This window comes from Clostridium celatum DSM 1785 (assembly GCF_000320405.1).
GTDB lineage: Bacteria > Bacillota > Clostridia > Clostridiales > Clostridiaceae > Clostridium > Clostridium celatum.
This window is the reverse complement of the sequence record NZ_KB291673.1, coordinates 1-1,486: the sequence shown is the minus strand read 5'-3', so window position 1 is coordinate 1,486 and position 1,486 is coordinate 1. Positions and strand designations below refer to the sequence as shown.

Here is a 1,486-nt window from a genome sequence, read left to right as displayed (position 1 = left end):
GTGTTTCCTCTACGCCATCATCACCAGATATTCTATTTTTTTGTTTCTGTTGATTTGTCTCTCAACAAGAACTAATTATATAGACTTATTATACATATGTCAACATATTTTTTAAAAATAATTTTATTTTTCTCTATTTTTTTATTTTTATTCATTATATATTCCAATTATACTCATATAATATATTTTTTTCTATGAATTTATGTCATAAATTAGTTAAAACTATAGCATATATAATTCATTCTTACTATATGCTATAGTTTATATAAGTTTAAATATTATATCCTAACTCTCTTATACAACTTCTTATAAAATTATTAGATTCATTAAATTTTTTCATTTCTTCTTCCAACATCTCTATTTCTACAACTTCCTTAACACCTGTACTATTTAAAACTACAGGTACACCTGTAAATACATTATGTTCACCGTATTCTCCATCTAATAATGTAGATACTGGCATTATTTTATTTTCATCATTTAAGATAGCCTTTATTATAGCTACTGCTGCTGTTGCTATTCCATAATATGTAGTTCCTTTTCTGTTATAGACTTCCCATCCTGCTTTGGCTGTATCCATTACTAAATTATCTAAATCAATATTCCCAATTCTATTCTTATTATCTTCTATAACCTTTAAGAATGGTTTTCCTCCAACATATATATGCGACCATGGAATCATTTGAGAGTCTCCATGTTCACCCATAGAATATCCTTGTACACATCTAGGATCAACTTTTAATAATTGACCTATAAAGTTTTTTAATCTTGCTGAATCAACCGATGTTCCTGTTCCTATTATATGATTTTTAGGTAATCCAGATAATTTATACACATGATATGATATCATATCCACAGGATTAGATATTATTATGAAATGTCCCTTAAATCCACTTTTCATTATAGGATTAACAATAGATTCTGCTATTTTTGCTGAAACATGTAATGTATCAATTCTTGATTGCCCTGGTTTAGGTGGTGCCCCTGCAGTTATTACTATTATATCCACATCTCCACATTCATCATATGTAGCAGCTCTGACTTTAGTATTTCTATTTAAATACTCTATACAATGATTTAAATCCATAGCTTCGCCTAAAGCCCTTTCGTTATTTAAATCAATCATTAAGATTTCTTCACACACACCTTGTGTAATTAAACTAAATGCCGTACTAGATCCAACTAACCCTGTTCCTACTATTGCTACTTTTCTACTTTTTAACGCCATCTTTTTGCCCTCCGTATATTTATTGCTCAATTTGTATTATACAATAAATTAGAGTTTAGTCTATGTTCTAACTTTAAATTTACTAATATATTCATATAAAAGATAAAAATAGATAACATACTTTTCCTAGCACATATATTTTATTATCTTAATATTAAACTACTTTTTCTAAATAACTATAGTTTTTATTATATACAAAAAAAGTCCTAATCATTAAGATTAGGACTTTGGTGCGTCATCAGGGATTCGAACCCGGGA

The 1,486-nt window shown here is 27.8% G+C and carries 1 protein-coding gene; it reads right to left on the bottom strand.

The window, feature by feature from the left end; genetic code table 11:
• Positions 1-271: 271 nt before the first annotated feature.
• Positions 272-1,228 carry an L-lactate dehydrogenase gene (locus tag HMPREF0216_RS12255; protein WP_005214705.1) on the bottom strand — a complete coding sequence of 319 codons (957 nt, stop codon included), beginning with the start codon at positions 1,226-1,228 and terminating at the stop codon, positions 272-274.
• Positions 1,229-1,486 lie beyond the last annotated feature (258 nt).

What these genes read in the sequence shown, in the direction of transcription:
- HMPREF0216_RS12255 (WP_005214705.1), bottom strand. Translation starts at nt 1,228, where the DNA reads ATGGCGTTAAAAAGTAGAAAAGTAGCAATAGTAGGAACAGGGTTAGTT.